Genomic DNA, 24,336 nt, shown 5'->3' with positions numbered 1-24,336 from the left:
ACATGGCGGGCGAGAAATGTTAGGGTGACGCCCGTCAAAGTCTAAATACAGGAACTGAAACAATGAGTTTAATGATCGGCAAGAATGCGGTAGTAAGTATCAACTACACCCTGACCAATGACGCAGGTGAAGTCATGGATACTTCTGAAGGCCGTGAGCCGCTGACGTATTTGCATGGCGCAAATAACCTGATTCCGGGTCTGGAAAAAGAAATGGAAGGCAAGACTTCGGGACAGAGCTTCAAGGTTACCATCCCACCGGCAGAAGCCTATGGTGAGAGCAACCCTGAACTGATACAGACCCTGTCTAAAGACATGTTCAAAGGCGTGGACAAGGTTGAGCCTGGCATGGGTTTCACTGCTCAGGGCCCACAGGGCGAGCAGCACATTGTGGTAACAGCGGTAGACGGTGATCAGGTCACTATCGATGCCAACCACCCGATGGCCGGCAAGACGCTGCATTTTGCAGTCGAGATTGTCAGCGTTCGTGATGCCAGTGCGGAAGAGGTTGAGCACGGGCACGTACACGACGGCAGCGAAAACCACTGATACAAATCGCTCACTGAGATATAGCAGTTAGAGCAGATACAGACAGGGGGAGCAGGGGGCGAGCAAGTAGCCACCTGCTCCCCCTGCCTGTATCTGCTCTACCGCTTTCGATCAGTCGCCGTCGAGGTCAGTAGCTTCGAGCCTGCCTGCCCCCACCCCCAGCGCTGTGCTGCGGTCTCGATCGTAGCGATAATAACCATCGGGAAAAGCGTCAATCGGCCTGCAACAATTCCACCCAGTTGCCATCGGGATCTACCACCATGGCAATGGTCACGCCCGGCCGGATCACCTTGGGCGGCACAATGACTTTGTGGCCCGCCTGTTCGCACACCTGAACCACGGCGGCCAGATTGCTGATGTGAATTGTCCAGTAACGGTAGCCGGTTGCGCCCGGGATGCCACCTGGCGGTGCATCGGCGGGTGGCTCACGATCCAGCTGTACGATCTTGACGATGCTTTCGCCGACCTTCAGTCGATGCATGGTGCCGCCCGATGGCATCGGAATCACGCCTTCAACTTCCAGGCCCAGCAGGTCGCGGTAAAACATCAGCATGGGCTCGGCATCACGGGTAATGATGCCGAGATCGATGGCTGCCTTGTTGATCAGCACGCTCATGCGTTGTAACCCAGCATGGCCTTGATTTCCAGAAACTCATGGAAACCTTCCACGCCCCATTCACGGCCGTTGCCAGACTGCTTGTAGCCACCAAAGGGGGCCGCGAAGTCCGGGCCGGCGCCGTTGATATGGACCATGCCCGAGCGCAGGCGGCGGGCGACCGCGCGCGCGTGATCCGGTTCGCCGGAAACATAGTTGGACAGGCCGTATTCGGTGTCATTGGCAATGGCCACGGCATCATCTTCGTCTCTGTAACCGATGATGCTCAGCACCGGCCCGAAGATCTCTTCGCGGGCAATGGTCATGGTGTTGGTGACATTGGCAAACACGGTGGGTTTGACGTAATACCCGGTGCTCAGACCGTCAGGTTTGCCGACGCCGCCGATAACCAGCGTTGCGCCTTCATCAATGCCAGCCTGAATCAGTGTCTGAATTTTGTCGAACTGGGCCTTGCTCACGACCGGGCCGATACGGGTGTTTTCGTCCTGGGTGTCACCTGGGACCGCTTTGGCTGCTGCGGCTTTCGCGATCTCAATGACTTCCGCCATGCGTGTCTGTGGCACCAGCATGCGCGTTGGCGCATTGCAGGACTGGCCGCAGTTGCCAAAACAGCCCATGACGCCACCGGCCACTGCCTTGGCGAAATCGGCAGCGTCTTCCAGAATGATATTGGCAGACTTGCCGCCCAGCTCCTGACAAACGCGCTTGATGCCATCGGCCGCCGCTTTGGCGACCTCCCGGCCGGCGCGGGTGGAGCCGGTAAATGACACCATGTCTATTTCCGGGTGTGATGAAATGGCTGCGCCAACCGTCGGGCCATCACCGTTAACCAGGTTGAACACACCTTCAGGCAAGCCTGCGTCTGCAATAATTTCGGCCAGGATGATGGCGCTGACCGGTGACAGTTCGCTGGGCTTGATAACAATGGTGCAACCGGTCGCAATGGCCGGGGCAATTTTACAGGTGACCTGATTCAGCGGCCAGTTCCAGGGTGTGATGAAACCGCAGACGCCGACCGGCTCTTTGATGACCTGGGTCTTGCCGCGAACTTCTTCAAACTGGTAGCTCTCCAGCAGGGCACGTGCGGTGGCAAAATGGCCAATGCCGGTGCCTACCTGAGCTGTACGGGCAAAGCTGATGGGTGCGCCCATTTCCTGGGAAATTGCCTGTGCCAGCTCTTCGCTGCGAGCCTTGATGCCGGCGATGATCTTGTCGAGTACGGCCAGGCGCTCCTCGCGAGTGGATTGTGACCACGCCGGGAATGCCGCACGAGCTGCCTTGGCTGCAACATCAACGTCTTTGGCTGTGCCCATGGCTATCTTGGCAAACGCCTGTTCCGTGGCTGGATTGATGACATCCAGCGTTTCGCGATCGGTTTCCCTGATCCATTGGCCGTTGATATAAAAGCATAAATGATCTTGCATAACTGGCTCCCCCCGGGGCTTTGGTAAAAAACTGTTTAAAATACTGGGGACCGATTATCAGGTAAAACTACGCAGACTGCCAGCCACCCGGCACAGAGTTGCTTCTGTGCTGTGCTAACGATTGATTGCCATCGCTGTCGACGCGCCCGGGGACAGGCCGGGCGAATGATGACGACAGCTGAACCAGGCCGCTTTGGGCTATCTCGGGCCGCTTTAGGCAATCTCACGCCGCTTTGGGCAATGCCTGCTCGTCGGCCAATGTGCCATGACGCTGGCTTTCGTCTACCCAGCGCAGAATCTCCAGGCTGCCGTTTGGCTGTTCAATCAGCGCTGTGCAGCTTTCCACCCAGTCGCCGGTATTGCAATACAGAGTATCGCCGAACTGGGTAATTTCCGCATGATGGATATGGCCACAGACCACGCCGTCCAGTTGTTGCGATCGTGTCGAGTTGATCACGGCTTCTTCAAAGCGGCCAATGTAACTGACAACATTCTTGACCTTGTGCTTCAGGTGCGCCGCCAGCGACCAGTAAGGCTTGCCCATCAACCTGCGGCAGCCATTGACCAGGCGGTTGAGCATCAACAGCTTGCCGTACATGCTTGAGCCAATGTGCGCCAGCAGGGGGCTGACCTGCACCACGGTATCGAACTGATCACCATGCAGGACAAGCAGCTTCTTATTGTCCGCGGTGGTGTGAGTCACGGTGTCCCGGACCATTATGTTGTCAAAGCTATGACCACAAAAATCGCGGGCGCATTCATCATGATTGCCTGGCGTGTAGATGACACGGGTGCCATTGGCGGCCTTGTGCAGAATCATTTTGACTACTTCCTGATGCTCGGGTGGCCAGTACGGTCGTTTTTTCATTTCCCAGCCATCAAAAATATCACCGGCCAGATAAAGAAAGTCGGACTCTGTGTGAGCCAGGAAATCGAGCAACCTGTCAGCCTGGCAGCCTCGAAAACCCAGGTGCAGATCTGAGATGAATATGGAGCGATATTTTTTGACGGGTCCGGTCGTGCGTCTTGAAACAGCGTTCATTGTGGTCACCTCGCTGTGGCAGAATTGGGCCTACCTTATCGGGGTGATATGACGCCGAGGTAAAGCTTTTGTGAATTTTATGTGACAAATCGCTTTTATCACATTGTTTATCATGGAAATTGTCTATTTGCGCGGGGTGTTTCGAAGAATTCTCGGTACGCCGACGATATGACGTATACTTTAAATCTGAATGTTGTTGCCACCGCCAGCGGTCCTGTTAGTGCAACTGTTATTGCAAGCACAGATTATTGCGACCACAGGAATCATTATGCATTTGCTGTCCCTGATTACTGCCGCCCGCACAATCGCCCGTTGTGGCGTGCTGTTGCTGATAGTGCCGTTTATGGCGCAAGCGCAGCCAATGGCGTCAGACGCGACGGAGCCGGAAAGCGAGGTCTTGGTTGTGCCGGCCACGCCTGAGCTGCCAGCAACTGACGCGTCGCAACCAGCAGAGGCAGACGTTTCGGCAGAGGCAGAGGTAGAGGATCCGGTGCTCGCCGCGGAGCGGCAGGTCCGGTTGCTACGGGCACAGGCGTTGCAGGATCGAATCAATGATCTGAGTGTGGCGTCCGGTCCGTTTGATCCGTCACTGATTGAGTTGCAGGACGATCTGGGGCGGACTTACCTCGAGCTGGAGGAATTTGAGCTGGCGCACGGTGTGCTGGAGCAGGCCATGCAGCTGGTTCGGGTGAATGATGGTCTCTACAGTGAGCGCCAGGTCGAGTTGCTGGATGCGCTGGTGGACGCCAATATAGGGCTGAAAGAATGGGAACAGGTCGATATTTATTCCGATCTGCTGTTTGACCTGCAGGCCCGGATGCACGCAAAGGACAGCGTTGCTTACGCAGACGCATTGATGAAAGTAGGTGCCTGGCGCCTGCAGGCATTGCGTTACAATCTGCTATATCGTGCCGGATCTCCGCAGGCTGTGCAGACCCTGCATGATCTTCATGAGCAACAGGAACTGATCCTGGGCCATGCCCGCGAACGTAATGATGTCGGGCAGCAATGGTCGCTATTGAAGTCGATTGCCGCAACCGAGATGGAGATGGCGCGGCAGTTTAATTATCAGAGTATGTCCGGTTTTCAATTACACGAGCCTCAGTACGTCAGTCAGACCGTCTGCCGCACGGTACCCACCGCCAGTGGCGGCTTTCAACGGGTCTGCTGGCAGGAGCGGGTGAGCAACCCGGACTATCTGTATTCGGCTGCCAGTCAGCGTCGTAATCAGGCTGAACGGACGCGAATGGGGCTACAGGCCACGGCGCGCGAGATGGAAGCGCTACTGGCCGAAAACCCCGATTTTGCTGAAGCCAACGCCGAGGAAACCCGGCTGGCAATGCAAAGCGTAGACGAAGCACTTAAACAATTGCGGCGCGACACCCGGCGCTCATCGCTGCCGCGCTGGTAAATCACATTTTTGCGTCATCACAACACAGGGCAATACCATGAAAACATCAGTCAGTCAGATTGTCGCAACCGGGCTGGGCAGCGCTGTTTTGCTGCTGGCGTCACTGGCCAGTGCACTGGAGGTTGGCGACAAGGCGCCAGAATTTGAGTTGCAGGCGTCAGATGGAAACACTTATCGGCTGTCCGATTTTGTTGGCGAAAAACCGGTAATACTGGCATTTTTCCCCGCTGCGTTTACCGGTGGCTGCACCATTCAGTGCAAAGCCATTCGCGATAGCAGCGATGAAATAAAACGTTTTGATGTGGCGTATTTTATGGCCAGTGTTGATGATGTCGAGAAAAACACGGAATTTGCCGCTGAGTACGAGCTGGATTTCCCTGTGTTGTCTGACCCGGACAAAGCCATGACGGCGGAGTACGGTGTGCTGGGGGGCAGCGGTTACGCCAATCGCTGGACTTATTACATTGATGCGCAAGGAATTGTGGTGCAAATAGACAAAGCGACCAACCCGAACACGGCCGGAACCGATTTGGCTCGCAGCATGGCGGAGCTTGGCTTTCCGCGACACAACCAGAGCGCTGCACGCTAAACCCAGTCGGGCTTTATGGCGAAATCATGATGATTACGGGCATAACCATGGTGCCGGGTGCGTTCGTCTTGCTCCCGTCATCTGGCCTGTGCAAGAATGGATACCACTATGGCACACAAGACACTGGCGATTATTGCTGTTTTATCCCTGATCGGGGTTCTTTTTCTGGTCTACCTCGGGTTGACCTTTGAGCCGCCCGAGGCTACCCGCACCCAGGAAATTGAGCGACCGGTACCACGGCCGGTAACGCCGGTGACAACGCCTGCGCCGGTTGACCCGGTCGAGGCAGAACCAATTGCGGTTCAGGAAGCCGAGCCGGCACCCGTGGTGGCCGAGACAGATCCCGAGCCTGAGGCTGAACAGGGCGATGCAGAACCTCTGCCGCCGCTGAACGAGAGCGACGGCGCCGTGCTGACGCGATTGGCTGGCATGGAAATGGGCGCCAGCCTGCTGCGCCTGCTGGCGCCTGATGATGTCATCCGCAAATTTGTTGTCTTTACCTACAATGTCGCCCAGGGTGAATTACCCCAGGCTGACTATCCGCTGCGCGATGTCGATGGCGAACTGGTAGTGCAGGAAATAGATCAGAATCTATTCCAGATGCAACCGGCCAGTTATCGCCGTTTTGACAACCTGATTGATACCCTGGTCAGCCTCCAGCCCCAGCAGGCGATGACAATCTATCGTGCGCTGCGCCCCCTGTTTCAGGAAGCCTACGCCGAGCTTGGTCTGGGTCGAGGCAATTTTGACGAAGTGCTGGTGCAGGCAATTGATCAGGTCATGGCGGCTGATTCAGCAACCGGACCCTTTCAGCTAATTAAACCCTCGGTCATGTATGTTTATGCGGAAGGCCGCATCGAAGACATGTCACCTGTGGAAAAACAGCTTCTGCGTCTCGGCCCGGAAAACACCGAAAAACTCAAAGGCCGCCTGCCTGCTTATCGGGAGCGACTGCAGGCCGGACTGTAATAAACCATGTCTACAAATTCTTCTGCGCTGACTGTTCTGCAGTCAGTTTTCGGGTATGACCATTTCCGTGGTGCCCAGACTGAAATCATTGATGAAGTTCTCGACGGTCGCAATGCACTGGTGCTGATGCCTACGGGCGGCGGCAAGTCCTTGTGTTATCAGATACCGTCCATCATCCGTCCGGGTGTTGGCGTGATTATTTCACCGCTGATTGCGTTGATGCAGGATCAGGTGGACGCGCTGCAGCAGCTCGGTGTACGCGCGGGTTTCATCAACTCGTCTCTGTCCTCTGAAGACTACAGTCAGGTCATGCGGGCTTTGCGCCAGGGTGAGCTTGATCTGTTGTACCTGGCGCCAGAACGCCTGAATCAACCAGGTACGCTGGACATGCTGGCGGGCCTTTCCATCGCTCTGTTTGCTATTGACGAGGCGCATTGTGTGTCCCAGTGGGGGCACGACTTTCGCGCTGACTATCTGCAGTTGTCAGTACTGCAGCAACGCTTTCCCCAGATTCCCCGCATTGCCCTGACCGCAACGGCCGATGCCGCGACCCGTCATGAAATCATAGAGCGTCTGGGCCTGCACGATGCCCGCCAGTTTGTGACTGGTTTTGATCGTCCCAATATTCAATACCGCATCACGCAGAAACGCAATCCGCGCCAGCAGCTGTTGCAATTTCTGCGACAGGAGCACAGTGGTGATGCCGGCATCATTTACTGCCTGTCCCGGCGCAAGACCGAAGAAACCGCGCTGTGGCTGCAGCAGCAGGGGTTCAGCGCGCTGCCTTACCATGCCGGGCTCAGCGCAGCTCAGAGACTGGAGCATCAGCAGCGGTTTCTGCGTGATGACAGCGTCATTGTGGTGGCAACCATTGCCTTTGGCATGGGCATCGACAAACCCGATGTGCGTTTTATCGTTCACCTGGATTTACCCAAAAGCATCGAATCCTATTATCAGGAAACCGGTCGCGCGGGACGTGATGGGGAACCTGCGACCGCCTGGATGGTCTATGGTTTGCAGGATGTGATCAAGTTGCGCCAGATGATGGATGGCTCACAAGGCAACGAACAGTTCAAACGTCTGGAGCGGGTGCGTCTGGATGCCATGCTGGGGCTTTGCGAAATCACCAGCTGTCGCCGCCAGGCCCTGCGCGAATACTTTGGCGAGCAGGCGCCGGACACCTGTGGTAACTGTGATGCCTGCCTGAATCCGGCACCTACCTGGGATGGCACGGAGGCTGCGCAGAAAGCGCTGTCCTGTGTTTACCGGACCGGTCAGCGCTTTGGGGTGGCTTATCTGATCGAAGTGCTGGGTGGTGTTGAGAGCGAACGGGTTCTGCACAACGGACATCACCGTGTCACGACATTTGGAATAGGCTCTGATATCGACAAGGCCCAGTGGCAGTCGGTATACCGGCAACTGGTGGCCCGTGGTTATCTGGGTGTGGATCACGCCAGTTACGGCGGACTCTACCTGAGCGAGAGGGCCCGACCGGTGCTGCGAGGCGAGGAGACCGTGCTGCTGCGTATAGATGTGCAGGAGGTGTCGACCCGGTCAGGCCGGGGTAAGCGCCATGATCAGAACATGTTGCCGGAAGACAAACGCCTGTGGGAGGCTCTGCGACAATGCCGCAAGCGACTGGCCGAGGAATTTGATGTGCCGCCGTACGTCATTTTTCACGATGCCACGTTGCTGGACATGGTGCAGCTGCGGCCCCTGAATGCGCAGCAATTGCTGGCAGTCAACGGGGTCGGCCAGGGCAAACTGGACAAGTATGGTGATGCGTTTTTACGCATAATCAATGAGCACGAGCTGGATATGGTGTAAAATGCGCGCGCTTTAACGCAATGACAGCCATGAAGCGCCGGATTTACGTTCCGGAGACAGCTCAGGAGAAAGACAATATGCCAGATGTTCAAACAGGGTCGGTGGTAGTGGCGGCGATGTACCGCTTTGTACGCGTACCGGAATTCGCCGATCTGCGGGGCCCTCTGCACCGCGTCATGCTGGATAACCAGGTCAAAGGCACGTTGCTGCTTGCGCGTGAGGGTATCAACGGCACCATCGCTGGTTCGCGCGAGGGCATTGATGCAGTAACGGCGTGGTTGCGTGCTGATGAGCGCTTTGGTGATGTCGAAGTGAAAGAGTCTTTCACCGACGACAACCCGTTCTATCGCACCAAGGTCAAACTCAAAAACGAAATTGTCACCATGGGGGTCGATGACATCGACCCCTGTCATATTGTCGGTACCTATGTGCCCGCCAGAGACTGGAATGCGCTGATCGCTGACCCTGAGGTACTGGTCATCGATACGCGTAACCATTACGAATACCAGATTGGCACCTTTGCCAACGCTGTTAATCCGGAAACTGAGGCATTTCGTGAGTTTCCCGAGTTTGTTGAGCGCAGGCTGGACCCGGACAAGCACAAAAAGGTCGCCATGTTCTGCACGGGCGGTATTCGCTGTGAAAAATCCACGGCATTTTTGAAGCAACAGGGCTTTGATGAGGTTTACCACCTTCAGGGCGGAATTCTCAAATACCTGGAAGAAGTGCCGCAGGAAGAATCATTGTGGCAGGGTGAATGCTTTGTGTTCGACAATCGCGTCACCGTTAATCATCAGCTTGAACGTGGCTCTTATGATCAGTGCCATGCCTGCCGTATGCCGATTACCGAAGATGAAAAGCGTTCCGAGTTTTTTCGCCCCGGCATCAGCTGTCCGCACTGCTACGACCGGCATAGCCAGGAACAGATTCAGCGCTATGCGGAGCGCGAACGACAGATGCAACTGGCACGAGAGCGCGGAGAAAGCCATATCGGCGAGCCGATGTCGGTGATTATCAAACGCCGCCGGCAGGAGAAAATTGCCGCCAAGGCAGAGCAGCGCAACGTCGGCTAGCAATCAGCTGCTGACAAAATCGAAACGGGGCACAGAGCGTCCATCGACACTGACCTGTTCCTGGAACATGCTCAACGGACGCACCCACAGGCCGCGTTCGCCATATTGAGGGCGGTACACCACCAGAGCCTCGCCGGTTTCGCTATGTTGGGCTACGCCAATGACATCGTATAGCGGGCCCTTGTAATGGCGATAAACGCCTGTTTTAAACGCGTCGATCTTATTTGTCATGCTGTATCCGAATCCAGGGCATAGTGTCAGGGCCTTTAGTTTATTACACTGAGGCATCCGGGTGACAGTATGCCGTCCGGCAAATTCAGAAAACATGGCGAGGCAGCCAGTAAGTCAAGGAGATGGCGTATGCAAGCAACACGAGTAACAGGGATAGCAGCAATCTGCCTGCTGGTGGCAGCGTGTGCCAGTAATCAGGGACCGTCCAAGCAGGTGCTGATTCAGGGCGCCTGGCAGGCCGAATTCGAAGGTCAGGCCATGACGCTGCAATACGATGTAGAAGAAATCACGGTGCGTGAGTTTGGCATCAGCTTCCCGTATGAGTGGATTGATGATGACCATATTCGCCTGAACGCGCTTGGCCAGGAAGTGGTTAGCCGCGTGGAGTTTGAGAGCGACGATATCATGCTGCAGACCACGGAAGGCGAGACGCAGGAAATGCGCAGGGTGCGTTGATGTACAGTGAGGTGTGGTGCTCTAACAGCTAACTAAAAACAAAAGGGCCAGAAACAAAAAAGTCGCCAGTTGGCGACTTTTTTGTTTCTGGCGAAAGTCAGACGGCTTAGTTCGGGCCGCCCGGGTTGCCCAGATCAATGTTGCAGATCTCGACACGCATCACCATAGTGAAGCTGCCAGCAGGCAAGGCGCTGCTGAACTGCACAGCATTGACGCCGGTCTCGTAAACACCTTCTTCGTTCTTGGTACCTACGTAGATATTGCCCAGAGGCGCTTCAGTTTCCAGTACCTCCAGTTCAGCGAAGGTAATTCGGGTCGGCTGTGTCAGGTTGACGACTGTGGCAGAACCAATGACTGTGCCAGTACCCGTCCGCCCAGCCGGCGTCGCTGAGATCAGCGTCGCGACGCGGGAAGCCGGAATCACGACTTCGGAGCCAGCCGGAATTGGGCTCAGGTTTATAACAGCGTTAGTGAGCGTTCCGCCACTGCTGTACGGCAGGGTTCCTTCCAGCATCTGGCAGGCCTGCGCGGGCGGTGGTGGTGGCGGTGGTGGCTCTTCGGTTTCGCATTCTGGCGCGATGCCGAAATAGGTTGCCCAGTTGCCTTTCTTGGTGAATCGGCTCTCGCCAGCCCATGCGGACTCATGTTGGCCGTTGTGGTTTTTGCCAGATTTGCCGGACTTGCCAGATTTGCCGGACTTGTCAGATTTATTAGACTTGTCAGATTTGCCGGATTCATCAGGGTTGGCGACTTCGCCATGCGCGGCCACCAACAGCGTTGAGCCATCGGTGCAAAGCAGGTCGGCGTTAACGTTCAGTGAGGACACCGGAATTTCGAAGGTGTATTGCTCAACGTTGGTCACATCGGCATTAAACGGGAATTGACCCGGAATGGGGTTACCCTTGCGGGTTGTTGGCGCGCTGGCCAGTGTGTCACCAATCCACAGGTGCGGATTGGACAGCGTCCAGCCGCCTTCCATCAGGTAATCAACAAATACCGTATCATCAATGATGGTCAGGCAGACGCTACCCACCACGGTGTGTTGGCCGGCACGATAAATCGCACAATTGCCGTCAATCACTGGCGCTACAACTGGGCCGTCATCCTTGTCCGATTTACCTGATTTTTTGGATTTATCAGACTTGTCCGATTTGCCGGACTTGTCGGATTTCTTGGACTTATCTGATTTATCAGACTTGCCAGATTTATCAGACTTGCCAGATTTATTGGATTTGTCCGACTTATCTGATTTGTCAGATTTGTCAGATTTGTCAGATTTGTCAGATTTGTCAGATTTGCCGGATTTATCTGATTTGCCCCATTTGCTGGACTTGTCAGATTTATCAGATTTGCCACTGTTGTGGCTGGATGAGGACGTCGACCAGCCACCCCAGCTCCAGCTGCCCCAGCTACCCCAGGTCGCATAGGCTGCGGACCCGCTGAACAGCATGACGCTGAGCAGGGCGAGTACGATCGCGAGTTTAGTGATAATTTTTGTACGCATGTTACTGTCCTTTAGTCTGACCTTTATTCTTACGGTGCACTATCCGGATCATGGACTCGGGTCCGGTACGAGAATGCTTGCTGCCTTTTAAAGGCAATTCCGATAGTGCAATTTTACGCCCCTGAATGAAATAAGCCAGACCGCCTACCGTCCAAATAGGGTAAAAAGCGGGATGAATTGGCCATGCATGGCAACAGGGACGGCTTTGCTGGGTGTTTCTGGCTCAAAAATGAATGCATTCAATAAACCCGCTTGCATCTATCGACTCTCACCGTCACGCTGGGGTATGCTTGCGGTTTGGCGTTTCCAGCGCAGGCGGCCGAATAAAAACGCAGGCGATCGATGAAACAAAAAACGATTCAGGCAGGAAATAGTTGTAACGATGAATCAAACTGACCCCGCAGACGTTAAACAGGCTACCGGCGACAGACTGACCCGGGCAGCGGGTAAACAACTGGCTATCTATGCCGCCGCCGCCGTGGCTTTGCTGGTCGCGATGATGTTTGTGCTCAATGTGCTGGCCAGCCTGACCAGCAGTGCTGCCGGTATGTCGCGGATGGCGGTAGACGTCGAAAACAACACCATTACCAGCTATCTGCGCGAAGAACCCCCGCAGATGGACAGTATGCGCGCCAGTGATGCGGTCAGTGCCATCGTGATGTACCACGTCATGGAAGGCCTGCTGCGCTACGATGCCAACGGCGAGCTGGTCGGGGGTGTTGCCGAGCGCTGGGAGCAGGACGGCACGCGGTTTACCTTCTGGTTGCGGGATGACGCGCGCTGGAGCAACGGCGCACCGGTCACCGCGCATGATTTTGAATTTGCCTGGAAAACAGTTCTGGATCCGGCAACCGCCTCGCAATACGCTTTCATTCTCTACCCTATCCTGAATGCCGAAAAAGCCAACAATGGTGAGGTATCAGTCGACGAAGTCGGTGTGGAAGCCATTGACGACTTCACACTCGAGGTCAACCTTGAGACGCCGATCGCCTATTTTGATCGCATGGTGGGATACGTTACCTATCTGCCGGTCAATGAGGAGTTCTACAACCAGACCAATGGCCGCTACGGTGCCGATGCTGACGAGATGATCTATAACGGTCCTTTTGTCATGACCAGCTGGGTGCACGGCGCCAGCATGCAGTTGCGCAAGAATTCCGACTATTGGGGCGCCGAACGGATCCGGCTGGATGGCATCAATTTCGCCCACATGACGTCGGATTCTAATACCCTCCTGAATCTGTTTCAGGACAACCAAATCGTTATCGCCGACCTCACCGCAGAAATGCTGGATCAGGCCATGCTGCAACGCTGGTCGCTCAGTCAGTTCATGGAAGGCACTGTTTTCTATACCGAATTCAACCATCGGCCGGAACGTCTGACCTCCAATTGGCATCTGCGCAAGGCGCTGAGCCTGGTGCATGACTCCAGCGAGCTGGTGAACCGGGTCATCAAATTGCCAGGTTATCTGCCCGGAAAAAGTCTGTTCCCGTATTGGGTTGAGGGCATGGACGGACCTTTCCGTGATGAGTATCCGGTCCCTGAACAGCCGCGAAATATAGAGCTGGCCCGGGAACATCTGGCGATGGCGCTGGATGAGCTCGGACTTGAGGAGCTGCCTCCGCTGGTATTCCTGTCCAGTGAGACGCCGGTCGCGCGCATTCAGGCTGAATATTACCAGGAAGTCTTCAAGCGCTATCTGGATATTGATCTGCTGATTGATGCGCAGATTTTCCGGCAGCGACTGGAGAAGATGACTGCCGGTGACTTTGATATGGTTGGTGCTGGCTGGGGGCCGGACTATAATGATCCGCTGACGTTTGCCGACCTGTTTGCATCCTGGAACCTCAGCAACCGTGGCCGTTACAGCAACCCGGCGCTTGACGCCCAGGTGCGCATTGCGCAGAGTTCGCTGGACCGGCAGGAACGTTTTGACGCGTTCGGGGAAATCCAGCGAATTCTGACGGAAGATGTAGTGATCATGCCCGACTATGAGCGTGGTTATGTCTACGTTACGGACTCGCAGGTGCGTGGCATTGTCCGGCATGTATTTGCTTCGGAAGTGGACTTCACTCACGCCTGGATCGAGCCCGGAGAATAATCAGTTATGTGGTGGTATACCTGCAAACGTCTGCTTCAGGGGCTGGTCACAGTCTGGTTTATCGCCACGGTCACCTTTATAGGCATGCATAACGTGCCTGGCGACCCGCTGTCTGGCGAGCGCGCCACCAATGCCACGATTCGCGCCAATCTGGAGGCACGCTACGGCCTTGACCGGCCAGTAACGGAGCAGTACTTCATCTATATGCGCAACATGCTGAAGGGTGACTTTGGCATCTCCTACACGCAGCAGAATCGTGAGGTCAATGACATCATCCGCGAGCATTTTCCGGTGTCCGCTACGCTAGGCATTCTTGCCGTGATGTTTGCCGCGCTCGGTGGCATTCTGTTTGGCGCGTTGACGTCGCTGTTTCGCAATCGCCTGCCTGACTACATCATCATGTTTCTGGTCATTCTGGGCATATCCATTCCGAGTTTTGTATTTGCCGCGCTGGGTCAACTTGGCCTGGTCAACGTCAACGCGCTTACCGGCGTGTCCGTGCTGCCGGTGGCCGGCTGGGGCACTGTGTCGCATATGATACTGCCGGCCCTGGTTTTGGGCCTGGGCACCATGGCCTATATGACCCGCCTGATGCGATCCTCCATGCTGGAGGTAATCAGTTCGGACTACATTCGTACGGCGAAAGCCAAAGGTCTGTCACCCACGCGCATATTTACCCGACATCAGCTGCGCAACGCTGTGTTGCCCGTCATTACCGTTCTGGGTCCGGCCATTGCTGCCATCACCACGGGGGGGTTTGTGGTGGAACTGGTTTTTGCCATCCCGGGGCTGGGTCGATATTTTGTCCAGGCGGTGCAGCAACTGGACTATACCGTGATCATGGGTACCACTGTGTTCTACGGTGCGTTTCTGGTCATGATGGTGATACTGGTTGATCTGGTGTACAGCTGGATCGATCCCAGAGTCAGACTGCAATGATGCGAAGACAGGAATAGAACTCAGTATGGAAAAAAATCCTATCATTCGCCAGTTGCGTCCCTCTGACTTCGAGCCCTTGGCCGGACAATCATCAGCACCTGCACTGGTGCGTCCGTCGCGTTCCTATTGGCAGGATGCCTGGGGTCGTCTCAAGGCCAACAAGCGCGCCATCGTGTCACTCGGCATTATTGTGGGCTTGCTGATCTTTACCTTTATTGGGCCGCTGGTCTGGCGGGTCGATCCGGCACTGCAGGATATTGATCAGATCAGTATCGGGCCGGGTGCGGACCGGCGTGCCATTATCGTCGAACCCTTTGAGGTCTGGGATGGCACCAGCGAGCCACCTGCCGGTGACGTCAATCTGTGGCTGGCATCTGAACCGGACACGCAAAGCGTCACACTCAAATGGCGTGTCATGCCGGGTGCTGATGGATACCGCGTATTTCGCAACAAGTACCAACCTGAGAATGCCCAGACGCTGGGCCTGCCACTGCTGACCATCAATAATCCCGAGCTGAACTACTACGAAGACCGGCTCAATCTGTCACCGGAAACTTACTATTACTCCATTGCCGAGCTGAATGAACTCGGCCAGCTCACCGGAAATTACGACACCGTCACGGCGGATGTGCGACGGGTGATTACGGTGGACGAGGTCGCGGCAAGAAATCTGGTGACGGAACCCGAAACGTTGCAGCCTGGCGATGAAGTGCAGCTGTCATGGCACCCGCTGGGCACTGATTACCTGGGCCGAGACATGCTGGCGCGGTTAATGGCAGGGGCGCGCGTATCCCTGTTTATCGGTTTGCTGGCACCTTTGTTTTTTGTTGCTTTTGGTGTGATATACGGCGCCACTTCCGGGTTTGTTGGTGGCCGTCTGGATTCACTGATGATGCGTTTTGCCGATTTTGTCGTGGCGTTGCCCTTCCTGCTGTTCATGATCCTGTTTCAGGTGGTGTTTGGCATTGGCCCGGGGGAAAGCGGCATTTTTCCGATGCTGGTCGCGCTCATCATTCTGTCCTGGCCTGCCACAGCGCGCCTGGTACGGGGGCAGATTCTGCAGATACGTGAAGAAGCCTATGTCAGTGCTGCGCGCCTGCTGGGGGCGTCGCAAAACTACCTGATTCTGCGCCACATGATTCCCAATACACTCGGTGTGATTCTGGTAACACTGACCTTTGCCGTGCCGGCGGCCATTTTCACCGAAGCCTTTTTGTCCTTTATTGGCATGGGCGTGGCGCCGCCCACAGCCAGTTGGGGCAGCATGTGTAACGAGGGCCTGAAAACCATGCTGACGCATCCGCATGAATTGATATTTCCTGCCGCCATGATCAGCATCACGGTGCTGGCATTCAATCTCTTGGGAGACGGCTTGCGCGACGCCCTGGATGCGAAGATGAGGAACACGGAATGAGCGCCCAAGTGAGCAATGACAACCAGTCGAGCGGCGACACTCTGTTGAGCGTTGATAATCTGCACGTCGAATTCGCTACCTTCGGCGGCATCGTGCAAGCCGTGCGCGGTGTCAGTTTCAGTGTGGAAGCGGGCCAGACGCTGGCCATTGTCGGTGAGTCAGGTTGTGGCAAGTCGGTGTCGATGCAGGCGGTGATGGGGCTGATCCCGATGCCACCGGGACGCATTCGCAAAGGCTCCGCCAGGCTTCGGGGACAGGATTTCCTGGGCAAAACCCAGCTGAATGGCAAGGCCATCTGCGGTGACGAAATCGGCATGATTTTTCAGGATCCGATGTCGTCGCTGAACCCGACCATGTGCATTGGTGATCAGATTGCCGAGACCCTGGAAGTGCATCGTGGCTACTCGCGCTCACAGGCGTTTGCCCGTGCCATAGAATTATTGGAGCTGGTAAAAATACCGGAAGCGCCAAAACGCGCCCGACAATACCCCTTCGAATTCTCCGGCGGCATGCTTCAGCGCGCGATGATCGCCATGGCGATTGCCTGCAAACCGTCCGTGCTGATAGCCGATGAGCCCACCACCGCTCTGGATGTGACCATTCAGGCACAAATTCTGGATCTGCTGAAAGACATACAGCGTGAAACCGGCATGGCCATTATTCTGATTACCCATGACCTGGCCGTGGTGGCACGCATGGCCGACAAAGTGGCTGTCATGTATGCCGGACAGATTGTGGAATCGGCGTCAGTAGACGATCTCTTCTATAAGTCTTCCCATCCCTACACGCTGGGCCTCAAACTGGCCATGCCCAGCAACAACTCGGATGCGGCGCATCAGCTTCAGCCCATCCCGGGCAGTCCGCCGGATCTGTTTTCGCCGCCGGCCGGCTGTGCCTATTGTGCACGCTGCCCGTGGGCGATGCAGGTTTGCCAGGGCGATAATCCGCCACCGTTTGTTATCGGGGACAATCACTATTCCCGTTGCTGGCTGCAGCATCCTCAGCAGGAGCGTCAGATTGATGGCCTTTACCGGGCTGAGGCGGGGGCGTCGCGATGACCGAACTGATTCAACTCGACAGACTGACCAAATATTTTGAGCTGGGCCGCGGTCAGCGTGTGCATGCGGTCGACGGTATCAGCTTCAGCATTCATGAAGGCGAGACACTGGGACTGGTAGGCGAGAGTGGTTCCGGCAAATCCACGCTGGGCAAGACGCTGCTGGGCCTGCACGATAAAACCTCAGGCACGCTTAGCTATCGCGGCGAACAGCTGCCGGCGCGCTACCGTTCGGCAGATTTCCGACGGCTGGCGCACAAAATGCAGATGATTTTTCAGGACCCTTACTCGTCACTGAATCCTCGCATGACGGTGGGTGAGGTCATCGCTGAAGGATTGCGTGCCACGTCCATGACGCAGGCGCAAAAACAGGCACTGGTCAGTGAGTGGCTGCAACGCGTGGGCCTGAACGCCGCCCATGCCTCGCGCTATCCGCATGAGTTTTCCGGTGGCCAGCGCCAACGCATTGGTATTGCCCGTGCGCTTATCATGGAGCCGGAATTTGTTGTCTGTGACGAACCGATTTCGGCACTGGATGTGTCCGTGCAGGCGCAGGTTGTCAACTTGTTGAATGACCTGAAAAAGTCCATGGGTCTGACCATGCTGTTTATTGCCCATGACCTGTCCATGGTGCGCTATATCAGTGATCGCATGGCCGTCATGTACCTGGGGTCGCTGGTAGAGCTGGGCAATGCCAGTGACGTCTATTTTTCGCCCAGGCATCCTTATACCGAAGTGCTGACTGCCTCCAATCCGGAACCGGATCCGGACACCGAAAGGCAACGCGAGTCGACGGCAATTCAGGGGGAAATCCCCAGTCCGGTCAATGTCCCCGAGGGCTGCCGTTTTGCCGGACGCTGTCCCAAAGTGATGCCGGTCTGTCGTCAGAAGACGCCGCAGTTGCTCCCGCTGGCTGATGAGGACAGACTGGTGGCCTGCCACCTGTATACAGAACAGGCACGCTGACGCGGAGACCAGGCCGGTGACAGCAGCCTGTCATCACACATCAACATTCATCTGATATATGTTAAAAGACCACGGTTCGCGGGGTGGTGATGGGTTGTTTTCGCCCCCGAAACTGTTTTAAGATGGTGCTCCCCAACGAGGAAGAATAATTATGAAGTCCCTGCAATACTTTTCCAGGTCACTGGCTTCCGCGCCTCTGGCCGCAGCTGCGGTAATATTCGCCGTGCTGAGTGCTCCGTTGAGCGCACAATCCCTGCAAGAGCAGTTCGATCAGGCTAATAACGAGCTTGAAGCACTGACGTTGACCAACGCGCAGCTCCGTAACCGGATAGCGCTGCAGGAACAGCTGATCACAGAAATGGCCGAATCCATAGAATACGCTGCCATGATCTCCAACGAAGAAACCTCGCCGTTGAATGATCTGATCGAGCGCATGATGGCCAGCATGGAAGAATTCGTTGAATCCGATCTGCCTTTCGACCTGGAAGAGCGTCGTGAGGAAGTCAGTCGTATTCGTGGGCTGGTGGACAACCCCGAGGCGCCCCTGTCTCAGAAACTGAGTCTGCTGATTGCCCTGTATCAGGCCGAGGGCGGCTATGGCCGCACGCTGGATACTTACGAAACCATGATGGAAGTCGATGGTGTTGAGCAGGAAGTGACAATGACACGCATTGGTCGACTGATGCTGGCATACCAGACTGAAGATCGAACAACGACTGCAGTCTGGGACAAAGCGTCGGATTCATGGGTAGAGCTGCCAGCAGGTGACTACCGCTCAGCGATTACCACGGCCACTAACGTTGCCAGCAGTCTGACTGCGCCAGAGTTGCTGGACATCCCGGTACCGCCGCCCGTCCCGGCTCAGTAAGGATTCGGTTCAGCAACAGCGCTGACCGAACGCGAAAATTGACGCCCGACGCTGTGGTTTCAGCGTCGGGCGTTTTTGTTTGAGCTTGGATGGGTTTGAGCCTGGTTGGATCCCAGTCAATTGGATTCCGGTCAGCGCGCGAGCGCCTCAGCCTTTGCCCTTCATCTTGTTGGGGCCTTTCAGAGAGTCTTTTTCGATATAGTCGATAATGGCGCCGGCGATATCCATGCCGGTGGCCTGTTCGATGCCTTCCAGACCAGGTGAGGAATTTACTTCCAATACCAGTGGGCCATGATTTGAGCGGATGATGTCGACCCCGGCCACGTCCAGGCCCATGACCTGTGCGGCTTTGGTGGCCAGCTTGCGTTCGTCGGGGCGCAACTTGATGACCTGCGCGGTGCCGCCACGGTGCAGATTGGAGCGGTATTCACCTGCCTGTGCCGTGCGTTGCATGGCAGCAACCACTTTGTCGCCCACCACAAAACAGCGGATATCCGAGCCGCTCGCTTCCTTGACAAATTCCTGCACCAGGAAGTCAGCTTCCAGTCCACGGAAGGCATTGATCAGACTTTCTGCGGCCTTGCGGGTCTCGGCCAGTACCACGCCATTACCCTGTGTACTTTTGAGCACCTTGACCAGCAGCGGAGCGCCGCCAACCGAGTTGATCAGATTGTCGGTGGCATCGGCCGAGTGAGCATAGCTGGTGACCGGCTGGCCACAGCCGCGTCGGGCCAGTAACTGGTGAGCGCGCAGCTTGTCGCGCGAACGCGTGATGGCAATGGATTCATTAACGGAGTAAGTGCCTCCTACTTCAAACTGGCGCAGTACTGCGGCGCCATACAGGGTGACGCTGGCGCCGATGCGCGGGATGACAGCGTCGAATTCCAGTGCCTCCGGATCGCCTTGGCCCTTGCCCTTAAAAAATACGGTCGGGTTATTGGCGGTAATATTCATGTAGCATTTGAGCACATCGATGACACGTGCGTCGTGACCGCGTTCGCGGGCTGCTTCAACCAGCCGTCTTGTGGAATAGAGTTTGGCATTACGGGACAAGACGCCGATTTTCATGATGAGAATCCTTGTGAGGAAAGGTGCGCAGACAAAAAGAGTGTACCGGAAAATTGACGGTTGCGCATTTGCCCGGAGGAAGGCAGCCGGAGTGCTGCGGGCGGCTAAGATACCACATCGCTATGGCTAAACAAGATCGGCGCTGAATAAAAAATCGGCGCTGCAGAGTATGCCAGCGGCCAAGGCAGATCACTCGATTCCGCAGAGCCCGGCTAACCCCGTAGGGCTAACCTCGCAGGGATAAATAGTCCCGGCGAATGCGGCGCATTGCCATCCAGGTACCCGTGACACACACCAGCGTCACACCCAGCAACAGGAAAACCACCACAATATCCCAGATCGGCCGCAGCCGCAGTACCGGAAAATCCAGATCGTGCAAACCCGTACGGATCCAGCGTGACCAGCGCCCGGTGCTGCCCAGAGTGCGCACGGCGCCGCTTTCCGGGTTGATGTACAGGCGGGTCTGCTCGTCGTCGTCAAGAACGGCGCGATAGACGGGCAGGGTGACGTCACGCTTGTGGCCATAGTAGTAATTGTCTTCCTGGTGCAGCAGGCCGCTGCTCTGCATCGGCGTGCCCAGTCCGTCGACGGCGCGCTCGATGGCGCTAAGTGCCAGTGGCGCCGCCTGGGCATTGCTGTTCAGGCGCAACTGGCTGCCATCTGCGTTGTGTGCCAGCAGGAACAGTTCGTTGTTAAACACGGCGGGCGTGATCTGCCTGGCGTCATCCGCCAGCACCCGATTGCCATTAGCATCACCGCCGATGGCGCGCAGCAGCTGTTTCAGCTCACCCCAGCGGGCCGAGCCGGTGATCTGTGCCCGATAATCACCGCCGCCCGATTCGCTGAGCGCACCCCAGGGGTTCATGGTCATCAATCCACTGAACACCCAGGTCAGTACCAGCACACCAAACACCAGGCCGGTAATGTGATGCCAGTACCACCAGCCCGCGTAAGGCGAGCCCAGCTTGTTACTGCGTCGGTCCCGTCGTAATCGGGAGATGCCGACATACAGTCCGGTCGCAGCCAGGAAGGTTCCCAGTATTGACGACCAGATAACCACCTGGGTCCACAGCGGGCCGTTCTGCCGCAAAATGGTCGGGTAAGTCCAGTGCGGGATGGCGCCGAACCAGGACAGCACGCGCTGACGACGATTGGTGAACTGAAACACCTCGCCGGTGGTGCCGTTGATATAGATCTCGGTGGCTGTCGGATCGTCAAAGGCGATATGCCAGGCCGGTGCATTGTGTCGGGCACTTTGTAATGTCCATTGATCGATATCAACAATGCCCAGCGAGCGGGGCGAGCCATCTACGCTGTTGCCGCTGCCAAACTGATCGGCTACGGTCAGAATCTCTGCCTCGGTCAATGGCGTTAGCGGCTGTCCAGTCGCCAGTTTGACAATGGCTGCATCCCTGCCGCCTGTGCGCAGCACCGGCTCTCCCAATAACATTTCTATGCGGAATCCGCCCAGGGGCGTGTCATCATGCGGGGCAAAGCGGCCCAGGTTGCAGCAGGCACTCAGCTCCAGCGGCTCCAGACCATTCAGGCGCTGTTCGTTGCTCAGCTCGGGAAAACTCTGGTACATCATTACAAAACCGGACAGACACCACAGCGTCATCAGCAGGCCCACGGCCACGGCCAGATAGCGATGTATGATCAGGATAAGGCGCATAGAATTCTCTGGCCGGTTCGTGTGACTATCAGAACGAGTAACTGTAATTCAGGTGCACGGTACGTGGTACCCCGAGTCGGCGCCACTGGAAGCGTTCCTGCGGATCGGAGCCCGTCAGCGCTGCCGAGCTGGTTGAGGTGGCGTACTTTTCATCCAGCAGATTCTCCAGGCGCAGCGTCACGCGATGCTGCTCGTTGGCGTCCAGGTAAATGTGGGCACCGGCGTCCAGCACATAGTAGTCGCCATAAGCCTGTCGGCCAAAACCGGTGACATCGGTGGATTTGTCACCAACATATTTCATCGCCAGGTTGGCACCAAAGCGCTGATTCTGCGGATCGTAAGATAGCGAACCCTTGTACTGGTGACGCGGGCGATCCTGAATCTGCTGGCCAGTGCCCGTGTCTACTTCCTTACTGTAGGTATAGCTCAGGTCAAACGACAGTGATTCGCTGACCGGGCCGCGTAGCAGCAGCTCGGTCCCGGTGACATCGACTTCGTTGGCGACATTGATAAAAGTATTGGTAAATCCGTCCGGGAACTGGCCGACCATTTCTGCCGGAATCGCTGCGCGAGTAATCAGGTTGTCAACGGTGCGGTCCCAGGCAGAAACCTGCCAGCTGAACTGACGTTGCCACAGGTTGAAGTTGCCGCCCACGCCGGCATTAAAGGCGATGCTTTCTTCCGGGGCCAGATTCGGGTTGCCATGAGTACAGTTCTCGCCACTGGGGCAATGGATGCGGTACAGGTTCTCGGCGCTGGGCAGCATGAAGGATGTCGCGGCCATGGCCTGCACGTACAGGTTGTCGGTCAGGTCATACACACCCGAGACATTCCACACCGTGGCATCATTGCCACCGGTTTTGTTGTAACGCACACCGGCAGCCACCCGGAAGCGCTCGGACAGCTCGTCACTGCTGCGCACCTGGGTATACACCGCGTGCACATCTTCACGTTCGCCTGAAATCAGCAGGTAGTCGTCCTGGCCGGTATAGGTCTGAAAGTCATAACCGATGTGATAATCAAAGTAGCGGTGCGGCGACAGCACCGCTGCCGCCGACATGCCCATGTCTTCATAACCCCAGTAATCCGAGGGGTTGGGCGGCGTGTAATAGTCGGTATCCCAGGTGTGGTAATAACCCTTTAGTTCGAATTTGGCGGTGTCACTGGGGATATAGTCCAGTTTGGCGCTGAAAATGTTCTCGCTACGGTCATTGATGGAGATGCGGCTGACATTGGGATAGCCCAGTTCGGCCTCGGTGACGATACCGGTCATGCTCAGGCTCAGGTCTGGGGTGAATTCAAAACCGTACTTCAGGCCAACGCTGTTAACATCGTAGCCGCGTTTTTTGTCAGTGGCGGTGGGCTGGTAACGGTCATAAATCTCGTAGCCATCGGTTTCATCCTTTGATGCCCACAGCACCAGTTTGTGCTGATTCTGCTGGCCCAGCGCGCCGCGGATATAACCATTGAGCCGCTGCAGGCCATGGCTGCCGGTACCAACCGTGATATTGCCATCGGTGGTGCTGGAGAAACCACGGGTTACCACGTTGACTACCCCGGCGATGGCCTGGGTGCCGTACATCAGGCCGTGACTGCCCTTGAGCACTTCCACGCGCTCAATCATGCTGGACGGCAGCGTGTCGGCCGGGCTGGTACTGTTATAGAGTCGGTTGTTGATGCGCACACCGTCCAGTGTCCACAGGATGTCGCTGCTGCGTGAGCCCTGCATCTGCACATTGACATAACTGAAGGCACCGGCCTGTGAGGTCAGGTGCAAACCCGGTACCAGCATTTCCAGCGACTGGGCGACGTCGACAAAACCGTGATCGCGTACCAGCTGGTCGGTGACAATTTCCAGGTCTACACCAAAGTTGGCCAGTTCCAGCGGCAATGTGCTTTCTATGCTGCGCTCGGAGATCAGGATCTCCTGTACGCCGATCGCATCGGCGCCGATCGTTGACTGTGCCTGCACACTGCTGACGGCAAGCAGGAGCAGGCTGATCGCGCTCAGGGATGTTACAGGCGTGAACAGAGGTCGTTTGGTTACGGGCATTGTTCTTCCTTTACGGCACTGTTTAAAGCCGTAAAAGTACAGGAACAGAGCAAAGAGCGCCCGATAGCGGGAGTTAGATAACTGTTGGTGAAACGTTAACGTTTCGTTAACGGTTGTTATTAGCTACCTGCAATGCCTTAGCTTCGGGAATTACAGCTTGCCCAGTTCTTCCTTCAGGTCGTAATTTTTGTCAGTAACGATGCGTTCCAGCACAGCCAGCCGCTGTTTGACGTTCTCCAGCTCCTTTTGCACCTGGCTGTCATTGACCTCACTCACTTTGTTGTTGAGTTTGGCCATGCTTTTTCGGTAGTCAAAAAACTGAGTAATCAGCACGATCATAACGATAAACGCAAAAACTTCCATTATCTGGGTTCCTTCATTGTTATAGACTGGAGTCGTCAGCAGACACGGTTTCGCCAACTAGGCCATATGTGTCTGCCTTAGTGACAATAGACCATAAAGCAATAATAAGGCCAGAAATAATAGTTAGTAAAATCATGCCAGTACC

Annotated in this window: 22 protein-coding genes; 13 read left to right on the top strand and 9 right to left on the bottom strand. The window is 56.0% G+C overall.

All coding sequences use genetic code 11. The annotated features are described in order from the left end of the window. The first annotated feature begins 62 nt into the window (after positions 1–62). Positions 63–548 (top strand): FKBP-type peptidyl-prolyl cis-trans isomerase, encoded by a 486-nt coding sequence (locus PHACT_RS06480; RefSeq protein WP_070116437.1) that lies wholly within the window; start codon positions 63–65, stop codon positions 546–548. A 211-nt stretch (positions 549–759) separates the two neighbouring features. Here the strand turns inward: PHACT_RS06480 and PHACT_RS06475 are convergent, their stop codons facing one another. The 3 genes from PHACT_RS06475 to PHACT_RS06465 all read right to left on the bottom strand — a co-directional run bounded on the left by PHACT_RS06475 (position 760) and on the right by PHACT_RS06465 (position 3,630). After that, positions 760–1,164: a VOC family protein gene (locus PHACT_RS06475; protein WP_070116436.1), complete on the bottom strand. Its 405-nt coding sequence runs from the start codon at positions 1,162–1,164 to the stop codon at positions 760–762. Further along, the gene (locus PHACT_RS06470) at positions 1,161–2,588 is read right to left on the bottom strand and encodes an aldehyde dehydrogenase family protein (RefSeq protein WP_070116435.1); all 1,428 of its coding nucleotides are present in this window, start codon (positions 2,586–2,588) and stop codon (positions 1,161–1,163) included. Before PHACT_RS06470 ends, PHACT_RS06475 begins: the two co-directional genes overlap by 4 nt. 223 nt (positions 2,589–2,811) lie before the next feature. Further along, positions 2,812–3,630: a UDP-2,3-diacylglucosamine diphosphatase gene (locus PHACT_RS06465; RefSeq protein ID WP_070116434.1), complete on the bottom strand. Its 819-nt coding sequence runs from the start codon at positions 3,628–3,630 to the stop codon at positions 2,812–2,814. A gap of 268 nt (positions 3,631–3,898) precedes the next feature. Here PHACT_RS06465 and PHACT_RS06460 point away from each other — a divergent pair, with 268 nt between their 5' ends. From PHACT_RS06460 to trhO, 5 genes are all read left to right on the top strand, one after another. Further along, positions 3,899–5,041, top strand: coding sequence for a hypothetical protein (locus PHACT_RS06460; protein WP_070116433.1), 1,143 nt, complete (start codon positions 3,899–3,901; stop codon positions 5,039–5,041). 37 nt (positions 5,042–5,078) lie between these two features. Then, entirely contained in the window at positions 5,079–5,630 is a 552-nt protein-coding gene (locus PHACT_RS06455; RefSeq protein WP_070116432.1) for a peroxiredoxin, read from the top strand. A 108-nt stretch (positions 5,631–5,738) separates the two neighbouring features. Next, positions 5,739–6,599, top strand: a complete 861-nt coding sequence (locus PHACT_RS06450; RefSeq protein WP_070116431.1) for a DUF3014 domain-containing protein — start codon at positions 5,739–5,741, stop codon at positions 6,597–6,599. Between the two features lie 6 nt (positions 6,600–6,605). Continuing rightward, on the top strand, positions 6,606–8,426 hold the full coding sequence (gene recQ, locus PHACT_RS06445) for a DNA helicase RecQ (protein WP_070116430.1): 1,821 nt from the start codon (positions 6,606–6,608) through the stop codon (positions 8,424–8,426). A gap of 77 nt (positions 8,427–8,503) precedes the next feature. Next, a complete protein-coding gene (trhO, locus tag PHACT_RS06440; RefSeq protein WP_070116429.1) occupies positions 8,504–9,499 on the top strand; it encodes an oxygen-dependent tRNA uridine(34) hydroxylase TrhO in 996 nt (331 codons plus the stop codon). A 3-nt stretch (positions 9,500–9,502) separates the two neighbouring features. On the opposite strand, the gene PHACT_RS06435 is transcribed toward trhO, so the two are convergent. After that, positions 9,503–9,730 carry a DUF1653 domain-containing protein gene (locus PHACT_RS06435; protein ID WP_070116428.1) on the bottom strand — a complete coding sequence of 76 codons (228 nt, stop codon included), beginning with the start codon at positions 9,728–9,730 and terminating at the stop codon, positions 9,503–9,505. Positions 9,731–9,859: 129 nt separating this feature from the next. Here PHACT_RS06435 and PHACT_RS06430 point away from each other — a divergent pair, with 129 nt between their 5' ends. Next, complete coding sequence (locus tag PHACT_RS06430; protein ID WP_070116427.1) at positions 9,860–10,186, top strand: hypothetical protein; 327 nt, start codon at positions 9,860–9,862, stop codon at positions 10,184–10,186. Positions 10,187–10,292: 106 nt separating this feature from the next. Here PHACT_RS06430 and PHACT_RS16430 read toward each other — a convergent pair whose 3' ends face one another. Continuing rightward, positions 10,293–11,690 carry a hypothetical protein gene (locus PHACT_RS16430; protein ID WP_070116426.1) on the bottom strand — a complete coding sequence of 466 codons (1,398 nt, stop codon included), beginning with the start codon at positions 11,688–11,690 and terminating at the stop codon, positions 10,293–10,295. Positions 11,691–12,072: 382 nt separating this feature from the next. On the opposite strand from PHACT_RS16430, the gene PHACT_RS06420 reads away from it, so the two are divergent. From PHACT_RS06420 to PHACT_RS06395, 6 genes are all read left to right on the top strand, one after another. Beyond that, entirely contained in the window at positions 12,073–13,791 is a 1,719-nt protein-coding gene (locus PHACT_RS06420) for a peptide ABC transporter substrate-binding protein (protein ID WP_070116425.1), read from the top strand. A gap of 6 nt (positions 13,792–13,797) precedes the next feature. Further along, on the top strand, positions 13,798–14,730 hold the full coding sequence (locus tag PHACT_RS06415; protein ID WP_070116424.1) for an ABC transporter permease: 933 nt from the start codon (positions 13,798–13,800) through the stop codon (positions 14,728–14,730). Positions 14,731–14,755: 25 nt separating this feature from the next. Further along, entirely contained in the window at positions 14,756–16,144 is a 1,389-nt protein-coding gene (locus PHACT_RS06410; RefSeq protein ID WP_070116423.1) for an ABC transporter permease, read from the top strand. After that, positions 16,141–17,202, top strand: a complete 1,062-nt coding sequence (locus tag PHACT_RS06405; protein WP_070116422.1) for an ABC transporter ATP-binding protein — start codon at positions 16,141–16,143, stop codon at positions 17,200–17,202. Before PHACT_RS06410 ends, PHACT_RS06405 begins: the two co-directional genes overlap by 4 nt. After that, positions 17,199–18,167: an ABC transporter ATP-binding protein gene (locus tag PHACT_RS06400; RefSeq protein WP_070116421.1), complete on the top strand. Its 969-nt coding sequence runs from the start codon at positions 17,199–17,201 to the stop codon at positions 18,165–18,167. The genes PHACT_RS06405 and PHACT_RS06400 overlap by 4 nt, the downstream gene beginning before the upstream one ends. A 151-nt stretch (positions 18,168–18,318) precedes the next feature. Continuing rightward, entirely contained in the window at positions 18,319–19,035 is a 717-nt protein-coding gene (locus tag PHACT_RS06395) for a DUF3450 domain-containing protein (RefSeq protein ID WP_070116420.1), read from the top strand. A 147-nt stretch (positions 19,036–19,182) separates the two neighbouring features. Here the strand turns inward: PHACT_RS06395 and rimK are convergent, their stop codons facing one another. From rimK to PHACT_RS06375, 4 genes are all read right to left on the bottom strand, one after another. After that, positions 19,183–20,103 carry a 30S ribosomal protein S6--L-glutamate ligase gene (gene rimK, locus PHACT_RS06390; RefSeq protein WP_070116419.1) on the bottom strand — a complete coding sequence of 307 codons (921 nt, stop codon included), beginning with the start codon at positions 20,101–20,103 and terminating at the stop codon, positions 19,183–19,185. Positions 20,104–20,329: 226 nt separating this feature from the next. After that, a complete protein-coding gene (locus PHACT_RS06385; RefSeq protein WP_070116418.1) occupies positions 20,330–21,775 on the bottom strand; it encodes a PepSY domain-containing protein in 1,446 nt (481 codons plus the stop codon). Positions 21,776–21,803: 28 nt separating this feature from the next. Further along, positions 21,804–23,828, bottom strand: coding sequence for a TonB-dependent receptor plug domain-containing protein (locus tag PHACT_RS06380; protein WP_070116417.1), 2,025 nt, complete (start codon positions 23,826–23,828; stop codon positions 21,804–21,806). 150 nt (positions 23,829–23,978) lie between these two features. Next, positions 23,979–24,191 carry a hypothetical protein gene (locus tag PHACT_RS06375; RefSeq protein ID WP_070116416.1) on the bottom strand — a complete coding sequence of 71 codons (213 nt, stop codon included), beginning with the start codon at positions 24,189–24,191 and terminating at the stop codon, positions 23,979–23,981. Between the last annotated feature and the right edge of the window lie 145 nt (positions 24,192–24,336).

The sequence above is a fragment of the Pseudohongiella acticola genome (genome assembly GCF_001758195.1).
Classification (GTDB): Bacteria; Pseudomonadota; Gammaproteobacteria; order Pseudomonadales; family Pseudohongiellaceae; genus Pseudohongiella; species Pseudohongiella acticola.
This window is presented reverse-complemented; position numbering and strand designations above follow the sequence as displayed.